20 protein-coding genes and 1 tRNA gene are annotated in these 23,245 nt (G+C 65.1%); 3 read left to right on the forward strand and 18 right to left on the reverse strand.

Annotation, left to right across the window (positions count from 1 at the left end; translation table 11 throughout):
* Window positions 1–19: 19 nt before the first annotated feature.
* From AC1HIY_RS14315 to AC1HIY_RS14370, 12 genes are all read right to left on the reverse strand, one after another.
* Complete coding sequence (locus tag AC1HIY_RS14315; protein WP_479577477.1) at window positions 20–448, reverse strand: hypothetical protein; 429 nt, start codon at window positions 446–448, stop codon at window positions 20–22.
* A gap of 5 nt (window positions 449–453) precedes the next feature.
* On the reverse strand, window positions 454–861 hold the full coding sequence (locus AC1HIY_RS14320; RefSeq protein ID WP_479577478.1) for a hypothetical protein: 408 nt from the start codon (window positions 859–861) through the stop codon (window positions 454–456).
* Between the two features lie 111 nt (window positions 862–972).
* Window positions 973–2,691 (reverse strand): NADH-quinone oxidoreductase subunit G, encoded by a 1,719-nt coding sequence (locus tag AC1HIY_RS14325; RefSeq protein WP_479577479.1) that lies wholly within the window; start codon window positions 2,689–2,691, stop codon window positions 973–975.
* Window positions 2,692–2,736: 45 nt separating this feature from the next.
* The gene (gene nuoF, locus AC1HIY_RS14330; protein WP_479577480.1) at window positions 2,737–4,056 is read right to left on the reverse strand and encodes an NADH-quinone oxidoreductase subunit NuoF; all 1,320 of its coding nucleotides are present in this window, start codon (window positions 4,054–4,056) and stop codon (window positions 2,737–2,739) included.
* Window positions 4,057–4,098: 42 nt separating this feature from the next.
* Window positions 4,099–4,773: an NADH-quinone oxidoreductase subunit NuoE family protein gene (locus AC1HIY_RS14335; protein WP_479577481.1), complete on the reverse strand. Its 675-nt coding sequence runs from the start codon at window positions 4,771–4,773 to the stop codon at window positions 4,099–4,101.
* A 42-nt stretch (window positions 4,774–4,815) separates the two neighbouring features.
* A complete protein-coding gene (nuoD, locus tag AC1HIY_RS14340) occupies window positions 4,816–6,135 on the reverse strand; it encodes an NADH dehydrogenase (quinone) subunit D (protein ID WP_479577482.1) in 1,320 nt (439 codons plus the stop codon).
* A gap of 60 nt (window positions 6,136–6,195) precedes the next feature.
* Complete coding sequence (locus AC1HIY_RS14345) at window positions 6,196–6,897, reverse strand: NADH-quinone oxidoreductase subunit C (RefSeq protein ID WP_479577483.1); 702 nt, start codon at window positions 6,895–6,897, stop codon at window positions 6,196–6,198.
* Window positions 6,898–6,940: 43 nt separating this feature from the next.
* Window positions 6,941–7,528, reverse strand: a complete 588-nt coding sequence (locus tag AC1HIY_RS14350; RefSeq protein WP_479577484.1) for an NADH-quinone oxidoreductase subunit B — start codon at window positions 7,526–7,528, stop codon at window positions 6,941–6,943.
* Window positions 7,529–7,648: 120 nt separating this feature from the next.
* Window positions 7,649–8,020 (reverse strand): NADH-quinone oxidoreductase subunit A, encoded by a 372-nt coding sequence (locus AC1HIY_RS14355; protein WP_479577485.1) that lies wholly within the window; start codon window positions 8,018–8,020, stop codon window positions 7,649–7,651.
* A gap of 549 nt (window positions 8,021–8,569) precedes the next feature.
* Window positions 8,570–11,377 (reverse strand): TonB-dependent receptor domain-containing protein, encoded by a 2,808-nt coding sequence (locus AC1HIY_RS14360; protein ID WP_479577486.1) that lies wholly within the window; start codon window positions 11,375–11,377, stop codon window positions 8,570–8,572.
* A gap of 130 nt (window positions 11,378–11,507) precedes the next feature.
* Window positions 11,508–12,809, reverse strand: a complete 1,302-nt coding sequence (gene purB / locus AC1HIY_RS14365) for an adenylosuccinate lyase (protein WP_479577487.1) — start codon at window positions 12,807–12,809, stop codon at window positions 11,508–11,510.
* Window positions 12,810–12,905: 96 nt separating this feature from the next.
* On the reverse strand, window positions 12,906–13,511 hold the full coding sequence (locus tag AC1HIY_RS14370) for an RNA polymerase sigma factor (protein ID WP_479577488.1): 606 nt from the start codon (window positions 13,509–13,511) through the stop codon (window positions 12,906–12,908).
* A gap of 418 nt (window positions 13,512–13,929) precedes the next feature.
* Here AC1HIY_RS14370 and AC1HIY_RS14375 point away from each other — a divergent pair, with 418 nt between their 5' ends.
* On the forward strand, window positions 13,930–14,517 hold the full coding sequence (locus tag AC1HIY_RS14375; RefSeq protein ID WP_479577489.1) for a hypothetical protein: 588 nt from the start codon (window positions 13,930–13,932) through the stop codon (window positions 14,515–14,517).
* 116 nt (window positions 14,518–14,633) lie between these two features.
* Here AC1HIY_RS14375 and AC1HIY_RS14380 read toward each other — a convergent pair whose 3' ends face one another.
* Window positions 14,634–16,817 (reverse strand): glutamine synthetase III family protein, encoded by a 2,184-nt coding sequence (locus tag AC1HIY_RS14380; protein ID WP_479577490.1) that lies wholly within the window; start codon window positions 16,815–16,817, stop codon window positions 14,634–14,636.
* Between the two features lie 52 nt (window positions 16,818–16,869).
* Complete coding sequence (locus tag AC1HIY_RS14385; RefSeq protein WP_479577491.1) at window positions 16,870–17,361, reverse strand: Lrp/AsnC family transcriptional regulator; 492 nt, start codon at window positions 17,359–17,361, stop codon at window positions 16,870–16,872.
* A gap of 240 nt (window positions 17,362–17,601) precedes the next feature.
* On the opposite strand from AC1HIY_RS14385, the gene AC1HIY_RS14390 reads away from it, so the two are divergent.
* Window positions 17,602–17,674 (forward strand) — tRNA-Ile (locus AC1HIY_RS14390).
* A gap of 122 nt (window positions 17,675–17,796) precedes the next feature.
* Here AC1HIY_RS14390 and AC1HIY_RS14395 read toward each other — a convergent pair.
* The 3 genes from AC1HIY_RS14395 to ligD are packed head-to-tail and all read right to left on the reverse strand — an operon-like array spanning window position 17,797 to window position 20,866.
* Entirely contained in the window at window positions 17,797–18,708 is a 912-nt protein-coding gene (locus tag AC1HIY_RS14395; protein ID WP_479577492.1) for a universal stress protein, read from the reverse strand.
* 16 nt (window positions 18,709–18,724) lie between these two features.
* Window positions 18,725–19,960, reverse strand: a complete 1,236-nt coding sequence (locus AC1HIY_RS14400; RefSeq protein ID WP_479577493.1) for an MgtC/SapB family protein — start codon at window positions 19,958–19,960, stop codon at window positions 18,725–18,727.
* 45 nt (window positions 19,961–20,005) lie between these two features.
* A complete protein-coding gene (ligD, locus tag AC1HIY_RS14405) occupies window positions 20,006–20,866 on the reverse strand; it encodes a non-homologous end-joining DNA ligase (protein ID WP_479577494.1) in 861 nt (286 codons plus the stop codon).
* A gap of 124 nt (window positions 20,867–20,990) precedes the next feature.
* Here ligD and AC1HIY_RS14410 point away from each other — a divergent pair, with 124 nt between their 5' ends.
* The gene (locus AC1HIY_RS14410; protein ID WP_479577495.1) at window positions 20,991–22,625 is read left to right on the forward strand and encodes a sodium:solute symporter family transporter; all 1,635 of its coding nucleotides are present in this window, start codon (window positions 20,991–20,993) and stop codon (window positions 22,623–22,625) included.
* Here the strand turns inward: AC1HIY_RS14410 and AC1HIY_RS14415 are convergent.
* Window positions 22,618–23,245 (reverse strand): Kae1-like domain-containing protein (locus AC1HIY_RS14415; protein ID WP_479577496.1); only part of this gene is annotated, 628 nt, incomplete at its 5' end. The genes AC1HIY_RS14410 and AC1HIY_RS14415 overlap by 8 nt on opposite strands.

The following is a 23,245-nucleotide window of genomic DNA, read 5'->3' on the forward strand; positions in this document are numbered from 1 at the left end:
TCGGCCGAACGGCGCGGGGTTAGCCTTTCCTCACGCTTTTCGGTGCTTTCCCGGGCGTTCCGATGGCCCGCACGCGGGGCCCGACGGCCGAGACGAATGCCGGCGCCGCGCTTATCTCGGCGAGCCTTCCCGCCGTCACCAGGGCGTTCCACGACGCGAGTGTTCCGAGCGTGACCAGCGCCAGACCCACGTTCAGCAGCACGAAGGCTGCCCGCATCCAGCCTTCGCGGGGCGGGCTGCCGCGACGCGGGAAGATCCAGAAGGCCACGCCCATCGCAAGCTGGGTCATCCATCCCACGGCCAGCCATTCGACGTGCAGGGGGCGCAGCCGCCAGAGGCTCGGAAAGGTCGCCAGGGCTTTCGCCGTGAGCAGGCCTCCGCCCAGCACGGCGCCTGCCGCCAGATAGAGGACGGCGGTGCGACAGATCAGGCGGCTGAGGGGATGCATCGTGGCTACCTCGTCTTGATGCGCGGCCAGAGATACACGGCAAAGGCCAGCACGCCCAGCGTCTGCAGCACCGCAGAGGCGGCCAGCAGCACGCGCCACCCGCCCCAGGTCCACAGCGAGAGGCCCGGCTCGGCCACGGCGCGCAGCGCCAGCCCCAGGTTCAGCAGGCCGTAGGCGGCCCACGCGAGGCCGGTCGGCCCGTACGGGCGTTCCCGAGAATGCCGGGGGAAGAGCCAGTACGCGACGCCGAAGATCAACTGCGTCAGCCAGCCGACCACGAAGAGGTGCACCACCGCCGGACGCCAGAACCCGGCCGGAGCGCCCGTCCGCACCGCGAGCGCCGCGCCGGCGCCCAGGGCAATCACGAGGAAGACGAAGGCCGTCTTGATGAACCACCGGGCGGGAGGGGGCATGGGCAGTTTGATGCGGTGAGGGCCGGTCCCTTACGCCCGGCGCGCCACGAACGCCGCCGGCAGGACGGTGCGCGCCTCGGTAGACGCTTCCATCGCGTCGCGACCCCGGCGTCAGACCGCCTCGCCGACGGATTCGAGACGGACGCCGGAAAGCCCCATCGCCTCGTACGTCGCGCCGGAGAAGGCCGGGTTCGTCCGGGCGAGTTCGGCCATGATGTATTTCGGACCTTTGTATGGCATCGGATGGCCGGCCTTCTGGGCCACGGCGGGAAGGCTGACCCATGAGGGGCGGCAATTGACCTGATGCTCTTCGTGATACCACCGGTCGAAGGGGGTGCCGTGCTTGTCGGGACGGCCCTTGTCCATCTCCAGGACCAGCGTCCGGTTGACGTCCCGGATGGCTTTGGCCGGGCGCACGCGCTGCGCGTGACCGTCACAGTTGACGTACGTGCCGACGGTCTCGACGACCATTGCCGCCGGAAGCGAGACGTCGGCCACGGAGAGCGTCTCGTTCGTCGCGTGGTAGGGGTGGAGGATGACGGGCACGTTCGCGAGCGCTTCGGCGGAGAACAGGCCGGCGGCTACGGGGTCGTCTTCGAGCGCGTACACCGCCTTGATCTCGCCCGCCTCCATTTTCGCCCGGATCATTGCCTCGTCGACGGGTTCGATGCCGAGGCGACGGCAGCCCTCCGCGTTCGGCGTGCGGTCGTCCGTGCGGAGCCAGCCGTCGCCGTGTCCGGGCTCGACGTGCGGGAGGTAGCGGGGCGCGTCGGCTCCGAGCGCGTCTGCGAGCTTCGACAGGAGGTAGTTGTCCTCCACGGTGGCGTGGGCCGAGCCGAGGAAGAGGATGCCTTCGCCCGGGACCGAGCGGAGCAGTTCGGCGGCGCGCTCGTAGGCCTCGTCCCACGTCGCCGGGCGCCCGGCGATGCGGGGTCCGTCCGGGCGGTTCTCATTGAAGCGGTGATAGTCGAGCCGGTCCTCGTCGGGCAGCCAGTAGTCATTGACCGCCGCATTGGGCCGCGCCGTGATGCGGAGCACGAGGTTGTCCTTGACCCAGTAGTGGCAGTTCGAGCCCTTCGCGTTCGTCGTGGTGATCGACGGGGCGCTCGACATTTCCCAGATGCGCGCCTTGAACCGGAAGTCGATGGAGGTGAGCGCGCCGACGGGGCAGATGTCGATGACGTTCATCGAGTACGGGTCGTCGAACGTCACGCCGGGCGGGGTGATCGGATAGTTGCGCACGCCGCGCTCGATGATGGTGAGCTGATGGCTTTTCGAGATCTCGTCGGTGAAGCGCACACACCGGGTGCAGTTGATGCACCGCTCGCCGTCGAGCATGACGCGGGGGCCGAGCTTGATGTGTTTGGGCTTGCGCACCTTCCGAAACTCGAAGCGTGATCCTTCCGGGCCGTATTTGTAGGCCTGAATCTGGAGCGGGCAGTGGCCGGCCTGGTCGCAGATCGGGCAGTCGAGCGGGTGGTTGATGAGGAGGAATTCGAGGGTGTCCTGCTGGGCGCGCGCCACCTTCTCGCTCGTCCGGTGCGTCCGGATGACCATGCCGTCGGCCAGGTCTTGCGAGCAACTCGTCATGAGCTTCGGCATGAACTGGATCAGGGGGTTGCCTTCGGCGTCGAGTTTGGGCTTGCGCGTCTCGCGGTCGATGGCGGGCATGCCCACTTCGATGAGGCACTCGCGGCAGTTCGCCGGGATCGACATGGCCGGGTGATAACAGAAATGGGGCAGTTCGATCCCGTGATCGAGGCAAAACTGGAGCGCCTTAGGGCGGCCCTCGAATTCGTAAACCTGATGGTCTATCGTGACTTTAGGCATGGCACGGTTGCGTATGCGGAAAGCGGGAAAGGGTTGGGCGGGGGGTCATCCGGCAGCCACAAGGCTGGGTCGGCATCGGGCTTCGAACTCGTCGCGGAAACGGGTGACGGTGTACCGTACGGGCCAGGCGGCGGCGTCGGCGAGGGCGCAGACCGTCCGGCCTTCCATCTGCGAGCACAGGTCGATGAGCAGGTCGAGGTCGCGGAGGTGTCCTTCGCCTTCGTCGATGCGGGTGACGATGTTTTCGAGCCATCCGGTGCCCTCACGGCACGGCGTGCACTGCCCGCAGCTTTCGTGGTGGTAAAAGTGGGTCACGCGGCGCAGCCACGAGACGATGTCGGTGTCTTCGTCCATGACGAGCATGCCGCCGGTGCCCATCATCGAGCCGGCGTCGCGGAGCGTCTCGGCGTCCATCGTCACCCCGTCGATCATGTCGGCCCGGAGGATGGGCGTCGAACTTCCGCCGGGGACGACGGCTTTGAGCTTCTTGCCGCCGCGCATGCCGCCGGCCACGTCATAGATGAGGTCGGAGATGAGCATGCCGGTCGGGTATTCATACACGCCGGGCCGGTTCACGTGGCCGGAGATGCCGTAGAGCACCGGCCCGGGATGCCGTTGCGCGCCGATCTTCGCATACCACGCGCCGCCCCGCTGGAGGATGAGCGGCACACACGCGAGCGTCTCCACGTTGTTGATCGTCGTCGGGTAACCCCAGATGCCCCGCTGCGCCGGGAAAGGGGGCTTGATGCGGGGATAGGCGCGCTTGCCTTCGAGGCTCTCCATCAGGCTCGATTCCTCGCCGCAGATGTACGCGCCCGCACCCTTGTGGATGATGAGGTCGCACGAGAAGCCGGAGCCCATGATGTTTTCCCCGACGTACCCCTTCGCGTAGGCGTTCTCCAGTTCCCGCTCCATGTGCGAGATCCAGTCGGCGTATTCGCCTCGCACGTAGAGGTAACCGGCTTTGGCCGAGATGGCATAGCAGGCCAGCAGCATGCCCTCGAAGACGAGGTGCGGGTTGTACTCCATGAGCTGCCGGTCCTTGAACGTGCCGGGCTCGCTCTCGTCGCCGTTGCAGCACAGGAAACGGGGCACGTCCGGATCGACGGGCGGCATGAAGCTCCACTTCAGGCCGGTGGGGAACCCCGCACCGCCGCGCCCGCGCAGGCCGCTCGCCTTCACCTCGTCCGTGACCGACTTCGGGTCCCACCGGTCGGACGTGAGGGCCTCGCGGAGCGCTTCATAGCCGCCGTGCTGCTCGTAAACGTCGATTTTGTGCAGGTCTCTGACGGGCGGCAAAAGGACCCGCTCGTAGGAGCGCCAGTCGCCGGCTTTCGTCTGAGGTGCGCCGTTGGTTGCTTCCATGTATCCGTGAAACGATGAGCGTTGAAGCGTCGGTGGGGAAGGTCATTCGAGGGTGCGGGCGACGGGCGGCGTCTCGTAGACGGCCGATCGCGGCGCATCGGAGCGGCGGTTGCCGCCCATCTCATCCTCGTCCTGCGGCAGCGTCACCGAGGTGAACGGCGGCATCTTGCCCGCCCGCAGATCCTCGACGAGCGCGTCGAGCTTCTCGGGGGTCAGGTTGAAGACGTACGGGCCGTTGGTCACCTGGAGCATCGGAGCGGAGCCGCATGCGCCCAGGCACTCGACTTCCTGGAGGGTGAAGAGGCCGTCCTCGGTGGTCTCTCCTTTCTGGATGCCGAGCTTCTCTTCGAGATAGTGGAGCACGTCGTAGCCGCCGCAGAGCTGGCACGAGAAGCTCGTGCACACGTCGAGGACGTAGCGGCCTTTCTTCTGCTTGTAGTACTGGGTGTAGAACGTGGCGACCCCGTAGGCCTGCGCGTACGGGATGCCGAGCGTTTCGGCTACGAGGCGGATGACCTCGGGCGGGAGGAAGCCGAACTTCTCCTGCGCCAGCCACAGCGCCCGCATCACCGCGCCGTCCGCCGTGGGATAGCGCCGCACGTATTCGGCGATCTGCGCCTGCTCTTCCTCGGTGAAGACCAGCTCCTCTTCGGAAAAAGACGGGGCGGGATCGAGGTCCGGCAACGGAACCTCCGGGTGTTTGATGAAATCAGCCATGCGCCAGTGTCGCTTTTGGATGGATCGTTTTCGGTTCCGGGCCTATTTGTCCGCCTCGCCCATCACGGGGTCGATGGTGCCGATGAGGATGACCATGTCGCCCATCATCGCGCCTTCGAGCATGTATTCGAGTCCCTGCAGGTTCGTGAAGCTCGGCGTATTGATCCGCACGCGCGCGGGGCTACCGGTGCCGTCGGACTCGATGTAGAAGCCGAGTTCGCCCTTGGGCGCTTCGATGGCGTGGTAGCTCCAGACCCCTTTCGGCGGGCACACGCCCGTGTCCGTGTACAGGAAGTCGTGGATCAGCCCCTCCATCGAGTAATAGACCTCGTCTTTGGAGGGATAGGTGTGCTTGGCGTCGTCGACGCGGATGGGGCCGTGGATCTCGGGGATGCGGGCCAGACACTGTCGCACGATCTTGACGCTCTCCTTCATCTCGTCCATGCGCACGAAGTACCGCGCCAGCGAGTCGCCTTCGGTGCGGATCGGGATGATGAAGTCGACCTCCTCGTATCGGAGATAGGGTTCGAAGCGGCGGATGTCGTACGGCACGCCGGAGCCGCGCAGGTTCGGGCCGGTCATGCCGAGTTCGACGACCTCTTCGGCAGTCAGCACGCCGATGCCTTCGTTCCGGTCGATCCAGATGCGGTTGCGGTTGAGGAGTTTCTCCCAGCCCTCGATGGCGTTGTCGAACTTGTCGCAGAAGGCGCGGATCATCGCCAGCGACTCGTCGGTGACGTCGGAGAAGAGGCCGCCGATGCGGCTGTGCGAGACCGTCAGGCGCGCGCCCGCGACGTGGTCGAAGATATTGTAGAGGTCCTCGCGGAGTTCGAACGTCCAGAGGAAGACGGAGACCGCGCCGGCGTCCATCAGCCCGACGCCCATCCACAGGAGGTGCGCCGAGATGCGGGCGAGCTCGCACATCATCATCCGGATCCACTGCGCGCGCTCCGGCGCCTCGATGCCGGTGATTTTCTCGACGGCCAGGCACCAGGCCACGTTGTTCGAGTACGGCGAGAGGTAGTCCATGCGGTCGGTGTACGGCATGAACTCCTGATAGGTCTTCGCCTCGGCCACCTTCTCGATGCCCCGGTGGAGATAGCCGAGGTCGAGCACGCACTTGTCGATGGTCTCGCCGTCGAGCTTGACGGCGCAGCGGAGCACGCCGTGCGTGGCAGGGTGCTGCGGCCCGATGTTGAGCACCATCTCGTTGTCGAGCGCGTCGAGCGTCAGGTCCTCGGGCGCATGGTGGCGTTCTTCGAGCCAGGCATGCTTGCTCTCCAGGCGTTTGAAGAGCGCTTCGTTGTGGCGAGGCCAGAAACGAAACTGATCCTTTAGCTCAATCTGGGATAGAAGGCTCATCTTTGAACGGGTTTCATGCCCGGAATCACTGGGTTCGGGTTGTGGCCTGGTCTGCCGTCGTCATTCTTCCGAGAGGTCGGTCTCGGGCTCCTCGTAGCTTTTGATGGGCTTCGAGCCGTGCGCGGCGGGGAAGGGGTCGAGCGATACGGGCGCGTCGGGGGCCTGCGGCGGCAACGGCAGCGAGCCGGGAATGCCGAGCAGGGGGAATTCCTTGCGGAGCGGGTGGTATTCGAAGTCTTCCGGCATGTACATCCGGCGCAGGTCCGGATGACCCTCGAAGCGGATGCCGAACATGTCCCAGCACTCGCGCTCCTGCCAGTTGGCCGCGCGCCATACGCCGGTCACGGACGGCGCCGTCGGCTCGTCCTCGTCCACGCGGATCTTCAGGCGGAGGCGCTTGCCGGCATCGATGTTGACGAGGTTGTAGAAGATTTCGAAGCGGTCTTCCTCGGTGAACCGGTCGATGCCGCCGAGGTCCACGAAGTAGGTGAAGCCGAGCTCTTCCTTGAGGAAGCGGCCGATGTCCACGATGCGCTCGCGCGTCACGCGCACGGTATGCTCGTTCGCGTAAAGGGTCGTCTCGAGGATGTCCTCGCCGAAGCGTTCCTTGAGCGCGGCCACAACGTCGGGCACGTGCGTGGTCCGCTTCGCGTGCGGGTTGATCGCGCCTTCCTCGGGTTTCGGCGGATCGACGGGCGTAAAGTGAAAGTTCAGCGTCTCGTGGGTCGAGGTCCCGTTCGCTGGTCGGGCGTCGTCAGACATGGGTTCGTCGGCTTCGAAGTTCGGGGGGAGGCGTCCGGTCGCGCTACTCTTGATGGTACAGGTTCTCGGGGGTGACGAGGCGCTCGCCCTCGGGCGCGAGCAGCCGGGGCTGCGCCGGCGCCACGACGGGCCGGCGGTCGCCGTGCGCGTAGTCCTGCGCGACGGAATACTGGTTGCGGATCTTCTCCTGGATATCCATCAGCGCGTGGATGACGGCTTCGGGGCGCGGCGGGCATCCGGCGATGTAGACGTCGACCGGCAGGAAGTTGTCGCAGCCCTGCACGACGCCGTAGCACCGGTGCATGCCGCCCGAGGAGGCGCAGGCTCCCATGGCGATGCACCACTTCGGGTCGGCCATCTGATCCCAGATGCGGCGGATGGCGTGCGCCATCTTGTAGCTCACCCATCCGGCGACGATCATCAGGTCGGCCTGACGCGGAGAGAAGCGCATGGCTTCGCTCCCGAAACGGGCCACGTCGTACTTCGGCGCGGCAAAGGCCATCATCTCGATGGCGCAACAGGCCAGCCCCATCGGCATCGGCATCAGTGAGTTCGAGCGCGCCCAGTTGACGACGGCGTCGACGCGGGTGGTGAGGAAGCCTTCCTGTTCGAGGGCGGATTCGAGTCCCATGGCGCTGCGGGGTATGAGGTTGGTGGTCGGGGAGGGGGGACCGGGTTAAATGGGGTGGGCCGCCGGGGGTTTCTGAGGCGCCCGGTGCGAGGGGCGCGCCTCCGGAACGACGAAGCTCGCTCAGTCGAACTCCAGCCCGCCCTTCTTGATGTCGTAGAGCAACCCGATGGCGAGGATGAGGATGAACGTCACCACCACGGCGATCACGCCGAGGCCCACGCCGGCGTCGAGGAACTCCTGGAAGCTGACGGCCCACGGATAGAGAAAGACCACTTCCACGTCGAACACGATGAAGATCATGGCGACGAGGTAGAATTTGACCGTGTACCGCTCGCGCGCCGAGCCGATGGGGTCCATCCCGCTCTCGTAGGCACGCAGCTTCGTATAGTTGGGGCGCTTCGGACCGAGCAGTTCGGCGGCTTTGAGCAGCGTGAAGGCCAGCCCGCCGGCGATCAGCATGGTGATGAGCAGCGGCAGAAAATCGGAAAACATAGGCTTGATGGAGCGTATCCGCCTCGCCGGGCCCCACTCCGGATGCGCTCCGGGAGTGCGGCGGCGGTGCGCATCATGCGTTAAAGGTCACGGGGACGAAGACATTCTGGATACCCACCCCGGTCGATTCGCCGGGTTCCGCCAACGAAAAGGGCGTCCTTCGGCATGCCTCATGACGGCTCTTCGCAGGGATAGCCCAGCGTCCTTCCCACGGATGCGGGAAGCCGGACCCTGTACCCGTAAGGATTCCCCACCGGGGACCTGAACGGCTTCCGTGGAAGACACGGTCATTTTGAGAACGTGTAAAAGGTTTGGGTGCAAAACACACAGGGCGTCCGGTGCGATGCCGGCGGGTATGGAACCAATCTCAGGGTGTGGGTGGATTGGGAATGAAGGGGCGGGATCACCCTTTCGAAGCTACCGAATCAGCCTGTGGGAGTCAACGCGCACAGGCTTGAAGAATGGACAAATACAACGAGCCTCCGAGGCGTGTGCCCCGGAGGCTCGCGAAGGATGGTCGAGGGGGGACGCGCCCCGCTCGGAGTCGGCTCAGAACGAGTACGAGGCCCGCGCGATGGCCATACGACCCAGCTTGGGCGCCCCGATGAACTCGCGGTGCTTGTCGTCAAACACATTGTTCACGCCGACGTCGAGGCGCAGGCCCTGCATCTCGCCGGAGAAGGCATAGCCGACGCCGAGATCGAGGAGGAAGTAGCTGTCCACGGTGCCGACGTAGGGTCCGGAGAGCACCGGGAAGCTGTCCGTATAGCGCGCGGCGACGTTGGCCGAGAAGCCGGAAGCGCCGTCGTACCGCGCCCCGAACTTGGTCTTGAACTTCGGCGCGTTGAGGGCCAGAGCGAGGCTCGAGTTGGACTCCTCCAGTTCCTTGTTGTCGAAGAAGTCGTCGCTGACGACGGACAGGTTGCCGAAGAAGCTCAGTTCGTTCGTGGCCAGCACCTGAAGCGAAGCGTCGACGCCCCAGTACGTCAGTTTACCGAAGTTCCGGTACGAGAGCATCAGCTCCGGCGTCTTGCCGATGCCGGGGTTGTTCTCGCGCGGCTGCACGATGGCGACCGGCGTCGAGGCGTCCGGCAGCTGGCTTCCGGCAAGCCCGACGATCAGCCCCGCCACGGCTTCGGGCGAAAGCCCGAAAGCGGCCAGCGTCCCGGCCAGCACCGCGTTGTTCGAGATGCCGTTGGTGAGCGCCGCCGTGAGGTCGCCATTGAGGTTGGGCACGAGCACGAACGGCGTCTCCATCGCCAGCGGACCGACGAAGTCTTTCTTCTGGGTCCAGTATCCGTCTACGGCGAAGAGGACCTTGTTGCTGAAGATGCCTTTGTATCCGACCTCGACCGTCTGCGTGATCGTCTGGTCGAGCGGGGCGATGTCGGCGAGATCGGTGACGGGATCGAATCCGAGCGTGCTCAGGTTGAGCTTGGCCATCGCGCCGCGGGAGAAGCCTTGCACCTGCGTCAGCTGAGGGTTGAGCAGGCCCACGAGCGCGGCCGCCGTGGCGGCGTCGACCGGGATGCCCTGGGACTGAAGCAGGAGCGCCAGTTGGTCCGCCGGGATGGCGGCCAGGCCCTGATAGAGCGCCGCGTACGTGGCATCGAGCGGGAGGCCCACCGGCTGCGGCGCGCCGAGGGCCGCCGGGTTCAGGCTCGATGCGACGAGGTCCGTGCCCGCAAAGGCGGCGAAGTCCGGGTTGCGCTCCCAGGTGAAGCCGTTGGCGGCCCCGCGCCCGCGAATGATGATGTCCGTGCCCGGCAATTGCCCCGCCACGATGTCGAGGAAGAGCGAGTTGGTGCCGGGCGAGGAGAAGGCGCGGTTGTATGTGGCGCGGAAGGTGTGCGCGTTCGTCGGCTTGAAAACCAGTCCGGCGCGCGGCGAGACCTGGAACGTCTCGACGACGTTGTTATAATCTCCCCGTGCGGCCAGGATGAGGTCGAACTTCGGCGAGAGCGCCGTCGTGGACTGCGCGTAGACCCCGTATTCGTCGATATTGTCGTTGTTTTCGTTGCGCCCGAGGATCGTGCCCTTCGTGTCGGGGCGGGTCAGCTCCAGGTCTACGCCGAAGATCAGCTGTTCCTTCCCCTCGGCCATTTCGAGGTCGTATTGCGCCTGCGCGTTGATGAGCAACCCTCGGTCCGACGTGCGCGTGCCGATGTTATTGGGCGCAGTGGCATCGTAGACGAAGGAATCTCCGGAGTTGTTCTTGTTGAAATAGGTCTGGGCGAAGAAGTTGCCGGCCTGAAAGCGAAGCTGGCCGTAGCTGTACCCGAAGCCGTCGGCCTGCACGGTGCCGATGCCCGAGAGCACGGCGGCCGTCAGCGAAGAGAACCCGCCGTTGGCAATGACCGATACGCCTTCCCTGGGGCGGTATTCCACCGTCCCGTTGAGGTTGAGCTTCTCATAATCCGTATTGCGCAGCCCGTCGGTGGCGATCTGCACCTGGTCGATGGGGTCGTTCGGATCCAGTTCCCAGTCGTTGGCCTGGCTATAGGCGCCGGTGATCTTGTAGCCGAGCTGTCCGTTGGCCAGCACGCCGGCATGGCGTCCCTGGAGGCCGAAGAACGAGCGCTCCCCGCCCTGCACGGAGATCGTCGTGCCGGGGTGGGTGAAGGGGTCTTTTGTGACGAAGTGGATCACACCGGCATCCACGCCCGCGCCGTAGAGGGCCGAGCCGGGCCCGCGCACGACCTCGATGTGGTCGATGTCGATGTTCATGTTGGGCATGATGCTGTAAATGTTCACGCCCAGGGACGGCACGGCGGCCTGCCGGTAGTCGGTCAGCACGTACGTCGCGCCCGAGAAAGCGTTGTTGAACCCGCGCAAAACCATCTCCCGCCGGTCGACGCCGGTCTGCGCCATGTCCACGCCCGTCGTGTTCCGGAGGGCGTCGGCAGAGGAGGTGCCAATGGCCTGTTCGACCTCTCGGGCCGTGATGACGGAGATGGAGGCCGGCGCGTCGAGCACTTTCTCGGCCCGGCGCGAGGCCGTCACGACCACGGTGTTCAACTCGATGCCGCCCTGCGAGAGCGCGATGTCGAGCGTGCGCGTCTCTCCCGGCGCAAGGGTCAATTCCGCTTCGTGTTCCTGATAGCCGACGAAGCGCGCGCGGAGCGTGTACGTGCCCGGCGCGATGTCGGTGATGGCATAGCGACCGTCGACGTCGGTGGCGGCGCCGGTCACCAGCGCATCGCCCTGGAGCAGCACGACGTTCGCGCCGGCCAGCGGGCCGTTGTCGCCGGCGTCGACGACCGTGCCCGACAGGGACGCGGACTGCGCCCATGCGGTCGGGACGGCCAGGACCGACAGGAGCGCCACTAGCGCGCAGATACGTATCGAAAGGTTCATGTTGCCTCCATGATGGTGTGCAAAAACGAATGGTCTCTGGATCCCTCCGCCGCGCAAAATAGGGCGATTCCGGCTAAAAGTCATGACCGGAGCCGAATTTCGCAAGCGCTTCCGCAGCGTTGCCCCGTCGCTATGCTTCGTTCAGGCCCACGCGCTCGAAGATCCGGTCGACGTGGCGGAGGTGATAGGCGGGGTCGAAAGCCTCGTCGATCTCGGCCTGCGACAGGCGGGCGGTGATTTCCGGGGCGTTCGAAACGATTTCGTGGAAAGAGCGCGCTTCTTCCCACGCTCGCATGGCGAGGGGCTGCACGAGGTCGTAGGCGGCCTCGCGACTCAGCCCCGTGTCAATGAGTTTGAGCAAAAGCCGCTGACTGTTGTAGAGCCCGAAGGTCCGCTCCATGTTGCGCCGCATCGCTTCGGGATAGACCCGCAAATGCTCGATGATCGAGGCGAAGCGGTGGAGCGCGTAGTGGACGAGTGTGGTGGCGTCGGGGAGGATCACGCGCTCGACGGACGAATGAGAGATGTCACGCTCGTGCCAGAGCGCCACGTTCTCCAGGGCCGGGATCACGTAGCCCCGGAGCAGCCGGGCGCAGCCGGTGATGTTTTCCGAGCCGATGGGATTGCGTTTGTGCGGCATCGCCGAAGAGCCTTTCTGCCCTTTGCCGAAGGCTTCTTCCACCTCACGGACCTCACTCTTTTGCAGCCCCCGCACCTCGACGGCCATCTTTTCGAGCGTCGCGCCGATGAGCGCGAGCACCCCCACATAGTGCGCGTGCCGGTCGCGCTGGAGCACCTGCGTGGAGATGGGGGCGGGCTTGAGCCCCAGCCGCTCGCACGTAAGACGCTCGACCTCGGGCGGCAGATGCGCGAACGTGCCCACGGCGCCGGAGATCTTGCCCACCCGGAGGTCCTCCGCCGCCGCCGTGAAGCGCGCGCGGTTGCGCTGCATCTCGGCATAGTACAACGCCATCTTCAGCCCGAACGTCGTCGGCTCGGCGTGCACGCCGTGGGTGCGACCCATCATGAGCGTGTGCCGGTGCGCCCGCGCTTTCTCCGCCAGCACGTCGATCATCCGATCGAGGGCGGCCAGAATCAACGCGTTGGCTTTCTTGAGACGAAGCGAGAGGGCCGTGTCGACGACGTCCGAGGAGGTCAGGCCGTAGTGCACCCACTTCTTCTCTTCACCGAGATGCTCGCTGACGGCCCGCGTGAACGCCACCACATCGTGCTTCGTCGTCCGCTCGATCTCGTGGATGCGCTGGACGTCGAAGGTCGCCTTCGCGTAGAGCTTCTCGACGTCCTCCTTCGGAATGACGCCCAGCTCGGACCACGCCGCGCACGCTGCCAGCTCGACCTCGAGCCAGGATTGAAACTGTTGTTCTTCGCTCCAGAGATCGGCCATCTCCGGGCGTGTGTATCGCTCGATCATAGCGGGATTCGGCTATTGAATTTCAGAAAGGGGAAACGGGGGCAGGCCCTCTGAAATCGGAAACTAATCCAAAATCACGCATCCGAAAGCTAAAATTCAAAGAGATCCGCGTTTGTCCCGGAGGTGCTTGTACAGAAGGGCGCGGGCGCGGAAGATATGCGCCTTGACGGTGCCGAGCGGCAGGTCGAGCTCGCGGGCGATCTCTTCGTAGGATTTCTCCTGTTGATGACGCATCACGATGACGCGGTGGTATTTCGGCGGCAGCGCATCGATGGCTTCCTGGATGATCTCGCGCCGCTGGTCCTCGACGATGTGACGATCGGGCCGGTAGGTGACGTCCGGCACCTCGTACTCGATTTCGCCGTCGCGGGTCTGGAGGGGCCGGTCGATCGAGAGCGTCGGCAGTTTCTTCTTCCGAAGAAAGTCGATGGTGTGGTTCGTGGCGATCTTGTAGAGCCACGTAGAGAACGCGTACTCGGAGGAATAGGAGCGAAGCGCGGAGAAGGCTTTGATGAAACATTCCTGTACGAGATCGTCCACGGCGCCTTTGTCCCGCACCATGCGCTGGATGTGGCGATGGAGGGCATTGCGGTATTTCTCCATCAACTCGTTATAGGCGAGCTCGCGTCCGGCGAGCGCCTGTTCAACGAGGGCGCGATCCTGCTCGCTGGAGGCCGAAGGCATCGAGGACGATTTTCCCATGCGTGCTTCTTGTGTGGCAAAGAGGCGGAGGCGTCGGGGACGATACGGAACCCGCGAAGATAGGCATTATACCATTTCCGATGGGCGATCTCCCAAATCTTTTCCCGACATGCGTACGCTTCGCGCGTGGCGCGCGGTGCTTCACGCGCCGGATCAGCGTCAGGCCGCGCCCGAGGACTCCCGGCCTCATGACCCTGAAACGATACGCATCCCGGACCTTGCGCCGTCCGGAATGCTAGCGCTCCTACGAAAAGACGCCCCTCAGGATTCCAATGCGTGAGCACGAGCGAAGGTCCACCGGGCGGAGCCCGAGCCGCTTCCCTGCGAGGAACTCGGGTCGAGGGACTTAATCTGTGCGAAATGGCGACGATATTTTCCTCGTTCTCTCTGCCTGTCCGGGTCAGAAAAACTTGAGGTCATGGCTGTCAAAGACGATCCTTTCCTGCTCAGCAATCCGATGCACGACCGCGTGGTTCGGATCCTGCTCGCGGGGGGCATCGTGACCCGCGAGCAGATCGAGCATGCGTGGTTGCGCTGGCTCCGTGCCCTCCGCGACGGGGAACAGTATCCTCTGTGGCGAGAACTGCTCGACGAGCCCGAGGTCGATCTGGAGCGCATCTATGAGACGGCGGCGCAGGCGTACGCCTTCAAGCGCATTCACATCGGCCTGATGGGCACCCTCGTCCTCGTGGAACGGTTGAAAAACCGCATCGTGGACGCGCAGTGGAACGTTCTGGTCGAAAATCAGGTGCTTCCCGTCGTCGAAAGAGGGAAACGACCGGACGCCGTTTCCCGGATCAGCTTTGCCACGTTCGATCCCACCCATCCTGAGACGCGCCGTCTGGTAGGCTCGCTGGGGCTGCCTTCCTTCGAGTTGCGCTATGCGCCCGCCGCCGAGCTTTTGGCCGTGACGGCGGAGGTGTTTCCGCGGAAGAAATTCCTCCTCGGCCAGGCGATTTTTCGAGCCGCTCCGATGCGCGATTTTAGAACCGTACGGGCTTTTTGAAAAGATTTCGGAAGGGATCGGGCGTGAAAAGATAGCGACCGCAGGGAGTCCCTGATGCGTCGCAGGGAGCCCCTGCGGTCGCAGGTGCACGGGAGGACGAGCCGGCGGGTGAGTCCTTATTTCACGAAGAGGATTTCCCGGTATGTGGGCATGGGCCACTGGTCATGCGCCACGAGGCGTTCGAGCTGGTCTCCGGCCTCGCGGACGGCGTTCATGGCGGGGATGACGTGGTCGCGCATGTGAGCGGCTTTGTCGTGCACCTCTTCGCCGCCGAGGTCCCGGTTCTGGGCAGCCAGCTCCCGGATGGTGGCGCGCAGCGCGTCGATGCCCTTGCCGAGTTCCTCGGCCGTTTCGCGCACGCCGTCGGCGGGGAGGCCCAGGTCCATGGCGGCGGAGAGGGCCTGCGCCAGGTCGTTGAGGTAGGCCGTCGCCGCCGGCATCACCATCGTCCGGGCGATGGTCTCGGTCGTCTCGGCCTCGATGTTGACCTTCTTGAAATACTGCTCGACCCAGATCTCATACCGGCTCCGCAACTCGGTTTCGTTGAGCACGCCGTATTTGCTGAAGAGCGTGACGTTCTTCTCATCACACAGATGATCGAGCGCGTCGAGCGTGGTGGGGAGGTTGAGCAGACCGCGTCGCTCGGCTTCGGCGTGCCAGGCTTCCGCATAGTTGTCGCCGCCGAAGATGACGGGTCGGGCTTCGTGAAGCGCTTCGCTGATGACCTCGGCGACGGCCTTCTCGAGGTCTGTGCCTTTTTCAAGCCTGGCTTCGAGCATCGTCGCCATCACGTCGAGCGACTCGGCCACGCCTGTGTTGAGCACGACGTTCGGGAAAGAGATGCTCTGGGAACTGCCGACGGCGCGGAACTCGAACTTGTTGCCGGTGAAGGCGAAGGGCGAGGTGCGGTTGCGGTCGCCGGCGTGGCGCGGCAGATGCGGCAGCACCGGGACGCCGAGGCCGAGGAGCCCGCCCTGCTTGCTCTGCGTGGCCGGGCCTTTTTCGAGCTGTTCGAACACGTCTTCGAGTTGTTCCCCGAGGAAGACGCTCATGATGGCGGGCGGCGCTTCGTTGGCGCCGAGGCGGTGGTCGTTGCCCGCCGAGGCGACGGAGATGCGGAGCAGGTCCTGGTGCCGGTGGACGGCCCGGATGACGGCGGTGCAGAAGAAGAGGAACTGCATGTTGTCGTGCGGGTTGTCGCCCGGCTCGAGCAGGTTCATGCCGGTGTCCGTCGCTATCGACCAGTTGTTGTGCTTGCCGGACCCGTTGATGCCGGCGAAGGGCTTCTCGTGGAGCAGGCACACCATGCCGTATTTGCGGGCCACGCGCTGGAGCATGAGCATGATGAGCTGCTGGTGGTCGGCGGCCACGTTGGCGTTCTCGAAGAGCGGCGCAATCTCATACTGGCTCGGAGCCACTTCGTTGTGGCGCGTCTTTACCGGCACGCCGAGGCGGTAAAGCTCCTTCTCGGTCTCGAGCATGCACGAGAGGACGCGGTCGGGGATGGAACCGAAGTAATGATCCTCCAACTCCTGTCCCTTCGGCGGGCGGGCTCCGAAGAGCGTGCGCCCCGTGCTGATGAGGTCGGGACGACGGAAAAAGAACTCCTCGTCGATCAGAAAATACTCCTGCTCACTGCCGACGGTGCTGTAGACCTTGTGCACGTCTTTGACGCCGAAGAGGGCGAGCACGCGGCGGGCCTGTTCGTCGAGGGCGTGCATCGATCGGAGCAGCGGCGTCTTGTGGTCGAGCGCCTCGCCGGTCCAGGAGGCGAACGCCGTCGGGATGGCGAGATACGAGCCGTTGGGGTTCTCGATGATGAAGGCGGGCGAGGTGGGGTCCCACGCCGTATAGCCGCGCGCTTCGAACGTGGCGCGGATGCCGCCGCTCGGGAAGCTCGATGCGTCGGGCTCGCCCTGAATGAGATCCTTGCCCGAAAACTGGGCGATGGCGCCGCCGCCTTTGTTCGGCGTGATGAAGCTGTCGTGTTTCTCGGCGGTGAGGCCCGTCAGCGGCTGGAACCAGTGGGTGAAGTGCGTCGCGCCCCGCTCGACGGCCCACTCCTTCATCGCCAGCGCCACCGTGTCGGCAATGCCGGGGTCGAGCGATCGCCCCTGCTCGATGGTGGCAAGAATGCTCTTGAAGGTGGCCTTCGGAAGCCGGCTCTTCATCTCGTCGAGCCCGAACGTGTTCTCTCCGAAGATTTTTTCGATGTCCATCGGGCCGGCGTGTTTGCCGTTGCCGTTGAGCTTGTACTTGGTCGCTGCGGCAACGTTGTAATCCTGCTGAAATTTGCTCATGGTTTTGAGGAAGCCGTTGGTGTGTGGGAAGGCCCGGGGGTGGGGCGGGGAATCAGGCGGGCGTCGTCTCGGGATAGAAGAGGTCCGTCGGCTGCACGGGAAGGGCGCGCGTTTCCTTGAACGTGCTCAACACGATGCTCGTCGAGGTGCCGTGGATGCCGGGCCAGGCCTGTATCTTCGAAAGCAGCTCTTCGAGCGTGGTCGTGTTCCGTGTGCGCACCTTGAGGATGTGCGAACCTTCGCCGGTGATCGAATGCACCTCCTGCACCTCGTCGAGCACGGCGGCGCGTTCGACGAAGCCCGGATAGTGCTCCGAACCGTCGACCATGACGCGGATGAAGGCGGTGATGTCGAAGTGCAGGCGCTTGTGATCGACGATGGCCCGGTATCCTGCGATGACGCCGCGCTCTTCGAGTTTGCGCATGCGCTCGCTCACCGAGGGCACGGAAAGCCCCACTTCCTCGGCAATCCGGTTGCGTTTGATCCGTCCGTGCTCCTGCAGCAGGTTCAGGATCTTCACGTCGATCTCGTCTATCCGGTCCATGATATCGCCTCCTAATTATTTTAGGCAAAATCTACGAGTCTCCTGGCATAATAGTCAATATCTAGTCCACAACATTGAATAATTTAATACAACCCTCATGATTCTTGCCGGTCATGGCAGCGGTTTCCGGGATGGAAGAGGCGGTGGAACAGCCCCCGGCGCATCGCGTTGGTTTGTGCCGCCGTCCTTGTTATCTTGAGCGGCAGAAAGGCGCGTCCCCGTGCGGGACACGGAAAAGCCGGGCCCGTAGCTCAGTGGTTAGAGCTGCCGACTCATAATCGGTAGGTCGGGGGTTCAAGTCCCTCCGGGCCCACGAAATCCCCCCTGTCAACGTCTGATTTGCAGGGGGGATTTTTTACGACCGGACGGGTCTGCGGGCGACGCGCGCGGGAGCTTGAGCCTGGTCGGGGGCTGCCGGCGCATCCCGCGTCCGCCTTACGAACGCGGCCTGACGATGAGCACGGGGCAGGGAGCGCTGCGCATCACGCGGGCGGCGACGCTGCCGAGGAGCAGACGTTCGAGGCCGGTGCGCCCGTGGGACGCCAGCACGATCAGGCCGACGTCGTGCCGGGCGGCAAAGTCGAGGATGCCGTCGGCGGGGCGTCCGTGTTCGACGTGCGTCTCGGTTTGGAGCCCCTTCTCGGCGAAGGATGCCGCCGTCCGTTCGAGCTCGTGCCGGGCGTGCTCTTCCAGTTGCGGCAACACCTCGTCGATGAGATTGCCGAAGGCGACCTCGTAGGGTTCCATCGGCTTGAAATCTTCCAGGACGTGCAGGAGGACGAGGCAGGCGTCGTAGCTCGAGGCCAGGGTCTCGGCCCAGTCGAGTGCAGGCGCGCCGGAGGCTGAGAAGTCGATCGGGACGAGGATGCGTCGCACCAGCGAAGGCGTTTGCTCGGGGAGGTGCGCCACCATCACGGGGCACGACGCCGTGTGCACCACCTCTTCGGTGACGCTGCCGAGGAGCATCCGTCGGACGCCGCGTCGACCGTGCGAGCCCATCACGATGAGGTCGGCCTCCGTCTCGGCGGCATAGGCGACCACCGTCTCGGCCGGCGCTGGGCCCCACCGGATCACGGGCCGGACCGTCACCCCATCGGTGTCGTGTGCGGCCATGAAGGCGGAGAGTTGTTGCTCGGTGTCGGCCTCCAGTTCCTCGCGAATCTCCTCTTCCTCTTTAGGCATGGTGACCGTGATCCAGTCCCACGTGCGCACGTCGATCTCGTGAATGGTGTGAAGCAGGTGGATCTCGGCGCGGCTTCGGCGGGCCAGGTCGAGCGCCAGGTCGAAGGCATGCGCTGCAAACTCGGAAAAGTCGGTGGGCACGAGAAGGGTTTGAATCTTGGGCATGAGATTTTTTCAGGGCTTATGGGATCAGCACGAGCGGAACGTGAAGCGCCGCCCACAGACCGAAGCGCCACAGGGTCGCTTTCCGTATGGGCTGGACCAGCACGCTGAAGTAGACGGCTTTCACGATGGTGTTGCTCATCATGGCCAGGAGGATGGCGCTGACGATCACCCGGCTGACGGCGGCGCTGCCCCGGATGAGCGAGAGGATGAACGGGTCGATGTCGGTGACGCCCACGAGCGCCGAGAGCGCTAGCAGTCCGGCATCCCCGAAGGCGTTCTTGACCAGCGTCGTGGCGACGCTCAGCAGGACGAAGAGCGAGGCGAAGACCACGGCGGGTTTGATCTCGAACGGGTTCTGGAGCGAGGAGGCCGGTGTCTCGGGCGGGGCGGCGCGCGCCGGGCGAACGGGCACGGCCAGCGCCACACCGGCGGCAAAGAGGAGCACCAGCCGCCACCAGAGCTGCGGCAGGAAGGCCGGGTTCAGGATCCACACGAGGACGAGGATGCGCAGGTACATCACCGCCGAGGCCAGGAGTGTGGCCTGAAGCGCGCTGCTCTGCTGCTCCGGCGACCGCTGCGCCATGCGTCCCACGGCCACGGTCACCGCCGTGCTCGAAACGATCCCACCGAGCAACCCCGAGAGCCACAACCCCATCCGGTCGCCGAATCGCTTCGACAGAAAATAGCCCACGAAGCCGATCGAAGAGACGAGGACCACGATCTGCCAGATATGGGCCGGGTTGAGCGCAAAAGGCGTATAGGTCTTGTCCGGCAGGGCGGGCAGGATGATGACCGTGACGAGCAAAAACTTGACGACGGCGAGGAACTCCGTCTTCTCCAGCCGCTCGACGTACGTCTCGATCTGGGCCTTCTCGGCCAGCAACAGCGTCGCGATCACGCCGAGCGCCATCGGCACCCATACGTCGGCGAGGAGGGCGAGCGCGCCAATGACGTACGTGAGCAAGGCCGCCACCTCACTCGTCCACCCCCGGTGGCCGCCCTGCCGTTTGGTAAGGTATTCGAGCACCGTGAGCGCTCCCACCGCCAGCAGCCCGAGCGGCAGCGCCAGCGTCACCTGAAGCCGAAACAGCCACGCGCATCCGAAGCCGAAGAGGCTCAGCAGCGTGTACGTGCGCACCCCCGCGTACTCTTCGAAGTCCTTTTTGGAACTCTCGCGTTCGAGCCCGATGAGAATGCCGAGCAAGAGGGCCACGAGCAACCGGAGCGGAGGGGTCCAGATGACGTTCTCCATGGGGCGCGGGCCTGAGGAAGGGGCGGAAAGGGGTGGGAACGGCCCTTAGGATAAGGGCAAGGGGTAGGCTTTTTCCAGCATCCCCGCATACAAATCCCCCTTTTTTTGGAGGCGAACGGGCATCGTCCGGAGGGTGAACCGTTCGGGACGGATCGCGCCCCGGACGACCTCGGCCCACGACACGGGGGCCGAGACCGGCGCGCCGGGACGACCGCGGACGGTGTAGGGGGCGGCAGTGTTGCGCCCGATGCTGTTCTGCGCGTGGTCGATGGTGACGCGCCGCCCCCGATGCGTGGCCCCCCGCGCCGCCGCGACGACCTCGGGATGCGCCCCGGCAAGCGCCTCCGCCACCGCCCGCACCCACCCGCGGACCTGCTCGAACGTGGGACCCTTCGCCAGCGGAACCTCTACGTGCATGCCGCGCCCGCCGCTCGTCTTGGGAAAGCCCTCGAGCCCGCGATCCGTGAGATACTCGCGGAGGTGAAGGGCGGCTTCGAGGACCCGGGGGAAGTCGGCTTCGTCGCCGGGGTCGAGGTCGAAGACGGCCTGGTCGGGGGCGTCGAGCGCCGGCGCGCGGGCGGCCCACGTGTGGAACTCGACGGCTCCCCGCGCAGCCCACCACCGCAACCCTTCGGCCTCGTCGATGAGGATGAGGCGGCGGACGCCGGGCGCGCTGACGGGCCGGTAGGCCACGCTCCGCATCCATGCCGGGGCGTCCTCCGGGCGCTCGCGGCGGTAAAACGCCTCGCCCGTAATGCCATCCGGGAAAACGCGCACCGTGACGGGGCGGTCCTTCAAGTGCGGCAACATCACCGGCGCGACAGCCTCGTAATACGCTGCCAGGTCCCCCTTCGTGAGACCCTCGTCGGGCCAGAACACCTTGTCGGAGTTTTCGGGATCGTTCACGGCGAGCGGGGAAGAGGGGAGAAGGCTTGATGAAGGGCTCCGAGACGCTTATCCTTGCGGGCGGAAGTTAAGAGATTCTCCGGAGAAAGACGTTCCCAGGCCGCCCTAACCCATACAGACGCTCATGAACGCCCTCGATTGGTCCATTATGCTCATCTATATGGTGGGCCTCATCTGGATGAGTTACAGGCTCGGGCAAGGGCAGAAAGACGAGAAAGACTATTATCTGGGAGGCAATAAGATTCACTGGCTTCCGGTGAGCATCTCCACCATGGCGACGCAGCTCAGCACGAACTCGCTCCTCGGCGCGCCGGCGTTCGTCGCCTTCTCGCTCGGCGGCGGCCTCATCTGGCTTCAGTATGAACTGGCCGTGCCGCTGGCGATGATCTTCATCATGATCTTCCTCGTGCCATTCTTCAAGAAATCGGGCGTCATCTCCATCTATGAATACCTCGAAAAGCGCTTCGGCATCCGCACGCGCACGCTCCTCTCGCTCCTCTTCCAATTCATCGTGGCCTTCGGCACGGGCGTGACGGTCTACGGCATCTCGCTCGTGCTTCAGGCCGTGCTCGACGTGCCGTTCTGGGTGGCGGTGGTGCTCCTCGGCGTCGTTACGGTCGTCTACGATGCGCTCGGCGGCATCAAAAGCGTCATCGCTTCGGACGTGATCCAGATGTTCATCCTCGTCTTCGGCGTCGTCGTCACGGCGTATTATGCGACGGACCTCGTCGGCGGCGTCGGCGCCGTGCTCGAGCACTTCGACGCCGATCGTATGCGCGCGCTCGACTTCTCCGGCAACGGCCTCGGCGACGGCGCAGTCTTCTCGTTCCTCCCGATGCTCGTCGGCGGCTTCTTCCTCTATGTGTCGTACTATGGGTGCAATCAGACGCAGGTGCAACGCCAGCTTGCCACGGAGAGCATCGACGACACGAACATGGCGCTCTTCCTCAACGGCCTGCTCCGCTTTCCCATCGTCGTGGGATACTGCTTCATGGGCGTGGCCGTGGGGGCCTATGCCACGCTCCATACCGGCTTCGTCTCGCGGCTGCCCACGCGGGAGGTCGTCGAGAGCGGGGTCGTTCAACACGTGCCGAACTTCAACATGGCCGTGCCCGCGTTCGTCCTCGAAAACCTCCCGCACGGCGTCATCGGCATCATCATCGTCGCGCTCTTCGCCGCCGCCATGTCCAGCCTCGACTCGACCATCAACTCACTCAGCGCCGCCACCGCCCGCGACATCTTCGACCGCTTCGTGTATCGCGGGCGCGAGCGCTCGCAGCGGCACTACCTCTTCCTCTCGAAAGGCCTTACGGTCTTCTGGGGCGCGGTCTGCATCGCCTTCTCGTTCTTCGTCGGCAACATCTCGGATTCGATCATCGTCACGGTCAACCAGATCGGCTCGCTGGCGAACGGTCCGATCCTCGCCACCTTTCTCCTGGCCATCCTCACCCGCCGGGCGACGGACGTCGGAACCGTGATCGGCATTTTCGCGGGATTTCTGGTGAACCTCTACCTGTGGGTCGCCGCGCCGGGCGTCTCGTGGCTGTGGTGGAACGTCATCGGGTGCGTGGTGACGTTCGGGGTGGGCTACCTCGCCAGCCTGGCCTTCGCCCCGGCGCCGATGGAGCGGATCAAAAACCTCGTCTGGCACAGGAACATCGGTCGGGATTATTTCCGGTACAAACGTGACTGGAAGGTCTATTACGGGATTCTGGTGGTTTATTTCCTGGTGATGCTCGGGCTCCTCGCGCTCATCTGAGCGAGGCGTCGTGGGCGGCGAGGGCGGCCTGTCCGAGGCTGAGGCCGCCGTCGTTGGCGGGCACGCGGCGGTTGACCCATACGGGCAAGGACGATCCTTCGCGGACGAGCGCGCGGGGGATGGTTTCGAGGAGGAGCGCGTTCTGAAAGACGCCGCCGGAGAGCACGAGCGCGCGGGCGTCGTATTCGGCGGCGAGCCGCGCGCCGAGGCGGGCGATCTCGTGCGCCACGGAAGCATGGAACGCGCGGGCGATCTCGGGCGCGGGGCGGCCCCGGAGTCGGTCGTCGAGGATGGCGCGGAGGAGCGGGCGGTAGTCGAGGCCGGGGAACGGGTAGGGGGCGGCGGGTGCGGCGGCCCGCGCGAGGTGTTCGAGCCAGACGGCCGCCTGTCCCTCGAAGCTCATCGTGCGGGTGAAGCCGAGGAGCGCCGCCACGGTGTCGAAGAGGCGACCCATGGAGGTCGTCGGGAAGACGCGGAGGTCCTTTTCGATCATGCGGAGGGCCGTTCGGAAGCGGTCGGGGAAGCGGAACGGCGGGGCCGAGAGGTCGGGGAGATCGGGCGCGTCGTGGAGGAAGCCGGCCGCCGCCTGCACGGGCGTGCGCGCGGCCGCGTCGCCGCCG

The organism is Rhodocaloribacter sp. (assembly GCF_056451265.1).